Origin of the sequence: Rhodococcus sp. BS-15 (genome assembly GCF_000813105.1) — a bacterium.
Taxonomy (GTDB): domain Bacteria; phylum Actinomycetota; class Actinomycetes; order Mycobacteriales; family Mycobacteriaceae; genus Rhodococcoides.
On the sequence record NZ_BAOX01000287.1, the window covers coordinates 1 to 6,051 of the forward strand.

7 protein-coding genes, 2 tRNA genes and 1 pseudogene are annotated in these 6,051 nt (G+C 63.8%); 9 read left to right on the plus strand and 1 reads right to left on the minus strand.

What is annotated here, in order from left to right; genetic code table 11:
• A partial coding sequence (locus RHBS_RS22815) for a DUF3072 domain-containing protein (protein WP_128646484.1) occupies positions 1 to 147 on the plus strand: 147 nt, incomplete at its 5' end.
• Between the two features lie 288 nt (positions 148 to 435).
• Entirely contained in the window at positions 436 to 1,482 is a 1,047-nt protein-coding gene (locus RHBS_RS22820) for an alpha/beta hydrolase family protein (RefSeq protein ID WP_128646485.1), read from the plus strand.
• Here RHBS_RS22820 and hisC read toward each other — a convergent pair.
• Positions 1,471 to 2,523, minus strand: coding sequence for a histidinol-phosphate transaminase (gene hisC / locus RHBS_RS22825; RefSeq protein ID WP_128646486.1), 1,053 nt, complete (start codon positions 2,521 to 2,523; stop codon positions 1,471 to 1,473). The genes RHBS_RS22820 and hisC overlap by 12 nt on opposite strands.
• 93 nt (positions 2,524 to 2,616) lie before the next feature.
• Here hisC and RHBS_RS22830 point away from each other — a divergent pair, with 93 nt between their 5' ends.
• The 7 genes and pseudogenes from RHBS_RS22830 (at position 2,617) to RHBS_RS22855 (ending at position 5,910) form a co-directional block, all read left to right on the plus strand.
• Positions 2,617 to 3,381 (plus strand): dienelactone hydrolase family protein, encoded by a 765-nt coding sequence (locus RHBS_RS22830; RefSeq protein WP_068054886.1) that lies wholly within the window; start codon positions 2,617 to 2,619, stop codon positions 3,379 to 3,381.
• A 123-nt stretch (positions 3,382 to 3,504) separates the two neighbouring features.
• A tRNA-Ser gene (locus RHBS_RS22835) sits at positions 3,505 to 3,594 on the plus strand.
• A gap of 50 nt (positions 3,595 to 3,644) precedes the next feature.
• Positions 3,645 to 3,717: transfer RNA gene (locus tag RHBS_RS22840), tRNA-Arg, on the plus strand.
• Positions 3,718 to 3,986: 269 nt separating this feature from the next.
• A complete protein-coding gene (locus tag RHBS_RS22845; protein ID WP_121871869.1) occupies positions 3,987 to 4,508 on the plus strand; it encodes a hypothetical protein in 522 nt (173 codons plus the stop codon).
• Positions 4,509 to 4,801: 293 nt separating this feature from the next.
• Positions 4,802 to 5,406 (plus strand): annotated as a pseudogene (locus RHBS_RS22850) (MspA family porin).
• Between the two features lie 100 nt (positions 5,407 to 5,506).
• Positions 5,507 to 5,683 (plus strand): hypothetical protein, encoded by a 177-nt coding sequence (locus tag RHBS_RS29830; RefSeq protein WP_236745405.1) that lies wholly within the window; start codon positions 5,507 to 5,509, stop codon positions 5,681 to 5,683.
• On the plus strand, positions 5,653 to 5,910 hold the full coding sequence (locus RHBS_RS22855; protein ID WP_128646487.1) for a hypothetical protein: 258 nt from the start codon (positions 5,653 to 5,655) through the stop codon (positions 5,908 to 5,910). The genes RHBS_RS29830 and RHBS_RS22855 overlap by 31 nt, the downstream gene beginning before the upstream one ends.
• Positions 5,911 to 6,051 lie beyond the last annotated feature (141 nt).

Here is a 6,051-nt window from a genome sequence, read left to right on the forward strand (position 1 = left end):
ACCGGCGACGAGCCGATGACCGGCCCGCAGAAGAGCTACCTGAGCACTCTTGCGCAGGAAGCGGGCGAGGAAGTTCCCGAGGGTCTCAACAAGGCGCAGGCGTCGGAAATGATCGACAAGCTGCAGGGCGAAACCGGCCGCGGCTGACACGCCCAGAGGTCCACTCGATGTGACATCGACCCCCGAAAAGTCCACCGAATGTCACATTGAGTGCCCTCGCGGTAGCGGTGTCCGCGAGGACATCCGACCAGGTAGACCGTTATGTCTCGAGTGCATGTAACAAAGGATCACGCGGACTTTTGTACCCGTGTATCCGCGGCTATTGTGAGCGAACCCACAGCTTTAGCGTGCGCGCATATCGGTGGGTACGTTGAGTGACGGATGTTGTTTGTGTTGCGCCCCGTGAGGGTGCGCCGGGGGAGGATGGGCAATCTGATGCACCGTCGAGTGTTGGCAGTAGCGGGAGCTGCTCTGGCAGTGTCGCTGCTGGGGTCGGGTCTCGCCGGGGCGCAGCCGCTCCCTGATACCGGCAGTTCCGATGGCGCCGGTGCGGCTCCTGGCATCGCAGCTCAGTCCCAGCCATTGCCCTCGGCGCGCATCGATCGGGTGGACATGCTGACCGACCGCCGCGCTGCCGTGTGGGTGGAGTCGCCGGCCATGGGCCGCGCCATCCAGGTCCAGGTTCTTCTTCCGGCCGCGCAGGCGGTGTCTCGTCCGACGCTGTACATGCTCGACGGTGTGAGCGCGGGCAAAGAATCCGATTACAAGGAAAGCACCTGGACGCAGAAGACCGACATCGTCGACTTCTTCGCCGACAAGCAGGTCAACGTCGTGCTCCCGGTCGGTGGATCGAGCAGCTACTACACGGACTGGAACGTGCCGGACCCGGTGCTGGGCGTCAACAAGTGGGAGACGTTCCTGACGTCGGAGTTGCCGCCGCTGATCGATGCGCGCTTCTCCGGTAACGGCACCAACGCGATCTCGGGTGTCTCGATGGGTGCCCAGGCCGCGATGGACCTGATGACACGTCACCCCAGCCTCTACACCGGCGTCGCCGGCCTCAGTGGTTGCTATGACAATTCGCAGACCAACTTCAAAGACGCGGTGCGTGCCACCGTCGCCACCAACGGCGGCAACGCAACCAACATGTGGGGCGAGAACACCGATCCCAAGTGGGTCGAGCACGATCCTTCGCGTAATGCCGAGGCGCTCCGCGGCAAAGACGTTTACCTGTCCGTCGGCACCGGCCTACCCGGTCCGTACGAGCTCGGCCCCGGTGGCAGCGGAGTCGAGAGCGCCCTGATGGGCGGACCGCTCGAGGCAGCCGCGCTGTACTGCACAACGGTGTTCGATACTCGGCTTCGGTCGCTGGACATCCCCGCGACAGTGGTCTACCGCCCGTACGGCATCCATCAGTGGCCGTACTGGCAGGACGACCTGCGTGAATCCTGGCCGACGCTCGAGCGCGCGCTAGGCCTGTAGAGCGAACTTCAGAAACGCGTCGTTCTCGTGCGGGTCGCCGATGGTGACCCGCACTCCGTCGTTTCCGTAGGCGCGCAGCAGGACGCCCTGTTCGGCTGCAGCAGCAGCGAACTCACCCGAGCGTTCGGCCAGCGGCAGCCAGACGAAGTTGGACTGCGATGCGCCGACGTCGTAGCCGCCCGCAACGAGCGCGTCGCGCACACGATCCCGTTCCGCGATGAGGGCATCGGTGCGGGCCAGCAGCTCTGCCGACGCCTCGAGCGACGCCACCGCAGCCTGCTGGGCAACGGTGCTGACTGCGAAGGCGATCCGCACCTTCGACAGTGCCGTGATCACCTCGGGATCGGCCACCGCGTAGCCCACCCGCAAGCCGGCGAGTCCGTAGGCCTTCGAGAACGTCCGCAGCACGATCACATTGCGTCGTCCGCGTGCCAGCTCCACTCCGTCGGTGTGGTTGCCTGCGTCGGGGCGGGTGTACTCGAAGTAGGCCTCGTCGAGGACCACGAGAATGTTCGACGGCACCGCATCGAGAAACGCCTCGAGCTTGTCGCGCTGGACGACGGTTCCGGTCGGGTTGTTCGGGTTGCAGACGAAGATCAGCCGGGTGCGGTCGGTGATGGCGGCGAGCATCGCGTCGAGATCGTGCACGTGGTCGGCGGTCAACGGAACCAGCACAGGTGTTGCGCCGGCGACGCTGGTGACGATGGGGTACGCCTCGAACGAGCGCCACGCGAACAGCACTTCGTCGCCGGGACCGCAGGTGATCTGTACGACCTCCTGGCACAGCGAAACCGAACCACTGCCGACGGCCACGTTCTCCGCGGCGACTCCGAGCTTCTTCGCCAGTGACTCGACGAGCGCGGTCGCTCGATTGTCGGGGTAGCGGTTGACGCCACCGACGGCCTCAGCGATCGCGTCGCGCACGCTCGGCAGCGGCCCCTGCGTCGTTTCGTTGCTCGCCAGTTTGATCGCGCCCGGAAAGGTGCGTCCGGGAACGTAGGCGGGGATGGCGTCGAGGTCGGGGCGGATGCGCGCGGTCACGGCTGCCATTATGCGCCCAGGTTCGGGGTTGACTTCTGCGCGTCCGTGATATTGCAGTGCACGACCGGACCGATCGTCCTATCTTCGATAAGTATGTCGGGAATATTGAGCGACGTCGCAGTTCTTCGTTCCGCCTCCGCGCCCACAGTCGGTGCGGACGACGTGGTGGACACGACCGCGCACGAATCACCCCCGCGCGAGAAAGTGCCGTTGACGGCCGTCGAACCCGATGGTCCACCTCGCGGTGGAATCGTCGTGCTGCACGAGGCACGTGAAGTGCCCGAGTCTCTGCTCGACCTGCTGCGCGCACTCGCGCTCGAAGGCTGGCTCGCCGTCGCGCCGAACCTGTTCCACCGAGGCCACGGCGACGACAAGGAAGTGTTCGGCGACGACCTCTTCGCGGACTTCGATGCCACCTCCGACTGGCTCGTCCAGCGTGGTGTCTATCCCGATTGTGTCGGGGTGATCGGGTTCGACGACGCAGGCACAGCAGCGTTGATCGTGGCCACCAGCCGTCCGGTCGGGGCGGCGGTCAGTGTTGCTGCCGCCGGCATCGTCGAACCGCTCAATTCCGACGCTGTCGCGTTGGTCGAGGCCGCACCCAAGCTGCAGGCCCCCTGGCTCGGTCTCTACGGCGAGGACGACCCGCACACGCCACCGGAACACATCGAAGCCCTTCGCGACGCCGCCACGCGCGCCTCAGTGGCCACGAACGTCGTCAGCTATTCGGGGCTGAAGCATCGAGCCGACCATCCCCGCGAACAACCCGGCAGTTCCGATCACAGCGACCCCGCAGCGGCCGCACTCGTCGACGCGCAGACCCGGATCTTCGACTGGTTCGACAGCTTCATGCGCTGAAGAGCAACAAGCATCTTTTACGCGAACGACGCGCGAACCAGAGGCGTCGACCAGCCGTTTTGCCTTCTGGCCTCCGCTGTGGGTAATCTCTTTCCTCGGCGGTCCGAGAGGGCCGGCAGCCTAGGAGGCGTGCCAGAGCGGCCGAATGGGAGTCACTGCTAATGACTTGTCCTTTCACCGGGACCGGAGGTTCAAATCCTCTCGCCTCCGCCACGAACGGTAGATCGTTACCGTTCAGCTAGACCAGTTGGATAACTGAACATGCGCCCGTAGCTCAACGGATAGAGCACTTGACTACGGATCAAGAGGTTAGGGGTTCGAATCCCTTCGGGCGCACAGAAGAAGGAGCCCCGAACTGCAGCGATGCGGTTCGGGGCTTCTTCGATTTCGAGGTGATGTGCGGTGAGCTCAACACTTACTCAACACAGTGCTCGGATTTCGGCGCGAAAGTGATGAGTTCACGGTGTCGAACCGGACAGCCTCAGTCCCGACATTGGAACGGCGTGGGCAGAACCAATGTCAATGGCGGAGAACTGCCCTTCCTGTTTTCCTGTCGCCAAGGCGCTCGCCGGCAGCTCGAGGCACTATCAACGTCGCCGATCCGAGTGTCGACGATCTCGGTCGTCCGCTCCGACGACGCACCCGAGTACCTCGACGACGAGGATCTCAGTCGCGTTGTCGCGCATCTGGATTTGATCGGTCTGCTGGTAACGGAGAGCCGCACCATCGTCGTCGATGGGCAGGACAAGACGGTGTTCGGGCTGGGCGACCCGCAGGTCATGCACGCCTATCTGCCGCTGATCCTCACCGGCGGCCGAGTCAACCAAATTCTGATGCTCGATCCGGACCCTCTGGGCCATGCGTCACATGAGGGCGCAGAGTGTCAGATCGGGGTCGTGTGCGGATGGCGGCTGATGGCGTCAACGACGGGATTGTCGCCTTCCGGATCGGGTAAGACGTCGACGTCACACGGTGTCGGTTCGTCACCGGGAACTGCTGTCAATACGGTCATGTCACCCGGACCCTCACCGGTGAACTGGCTGGTGTTCGCCACACATGCCATCGTGCCGCTGGCCAAGTTCGGGCCGTCATCGTTTCGTGACCATGAGGCGCGTCACTCCATGTGATGCGCCAAAACGCCTGGTCGTACTTGCCCGAAGATGTTTCTGTTACGCCCGGTACGGGTGGCGCCGGTCTGATTCGGGTGTCGAAGGACTGTCGGGGATGTGTGGGGTGTTGTACCGTCCCGGGCAGATCTTCAGTTATTTTTCAGCAACCATTGTGGTCGGTCGAATCACCGACACGCGTACGGAGAGACTCGCTCATGGAAACGATGGCAAGCGCTACCACTGGTTCGACGGTGCGGGGACGTGGCGTATCGAGGGCCGTGGCTGGTTGTGCGGTGGTGTCGGCAGCAGTGATGGTGGGTTCTGCTGCGTTCGCGGGCACCGCGTCGGCGACGCCGACGCCGTTGGCCGACAAGTTCGCGAGCACGGTCACCGATGACGGCTGGACCCTCGATCTCACTGCCAGCAACCTGTCGGTCAACCCGGTTCCGAACGTGGCGACGACGGCGTTCACGCGGGAGGGGTTCGTCTCGGCGAAGGTCACCGGCACCATCACCGGTGCCGGTGAGACGGCGGTGAAGACCGGATACATCGAACAGGGCCTGCAGATCGGGTGCCAGATCGATGTCTCCTCCGGACTCGGTGTGGGGCTCGGGTTCTCGTTCGGTCCATCGGTGGGTGTGTCCATCTCCGGAGGGGTCCCTGCGCGAATATCGGTGTCAACGCCTCGGTGAACCCGAGCATTCAGGCCACCATCGCTCCGGGAACGATCACCACTATTCCGCTCGGCATCAAGGATCTCGAATCATCGAAGGCCTCGATCACGGCGGAGAACGTGCATGTGAAGGTCGATGCGTGCATGGGTCCGGTCACGGTCCGCTCCTATGCACAGTTCGCGGTGTCGACGTCGACCTCGGACAACAGTGTGTTCGTGTATTCCGACCCCACCTGGCTCTGACACGCAATTTCGATTCAGCCGACAACGGGTCTCCAGCCACGTGGAGCGATTTCGATTGTCGGCCAATGCTTTTCACGCTCATCCTTACCTGAGGAGCATCATGTCTTTCGCTCGTACGAAGAGAATCGCAGCCACTACCACCGCAGTCTCGCTTGCTGCCGCCGGGGTTCTGCTCGCCAACGCCCCGGCCGCTGCAGCTGTTCCCGTGACGATCGAAGGGCCGGTTCCGGCGTACTACGCGCGCCGGTGGTGCAGGTTCCCCTCACTCACGCCCTGACCGTCGCGGCCCGTGACAGTGGTATCCCGGCCGCCCTGGCCAACGCAGATATCACGATTCCGGTGCAGGGGTGGGAGTGGGTGATCGACTCCTCGGCCGACGTCCTGGCAGTCGAGACCGCTCGGGCTGCGCAGTACCCCAACGGTTGCGCTTCCTACCAGTTCTACCTTCCGCCGAGCGGGGGGTGGGCAGCCTCGGCCACCGGGTACACCCACTGCCCCTGGTAGAGAACACCTTCTTCCTGTCCAGATGCATCTGCTCCCGCTATCCCCCCAGCTGGTTGCGGGTATCTCGAGTCCCGCGTTTCTGTTTGGTAGAGAAAGGCATTCACTTTCGATGACCACTTCACCGGTCGACCCGATGACCCC

Bases quoted from the DNA above. Each gene is read 5' to 3' on its own strand.
- RHBS_RS29830 (WP_236745405.1), top strand. From the start codon at position 5,507: ATGTCTTTCGCTCGTACGAAGAGAATCGCAGCCACTACCACCGCAGTC.
- RHBS_RS22820 (WP_128646485.1), top strand. From the start codon at position 436: ATGCACCGTCGAGTGTTGGCAGTAGCGGGAGCTGCTCTGGCAGTGTCG.
- RHBS_RS22830 (WP_068054886.1), top strand. From the start codon at position 2,617: ATGTCGGGAATATTGAGCGACGTCGCAGTTCTTCGTTCCGCCTCCGCG.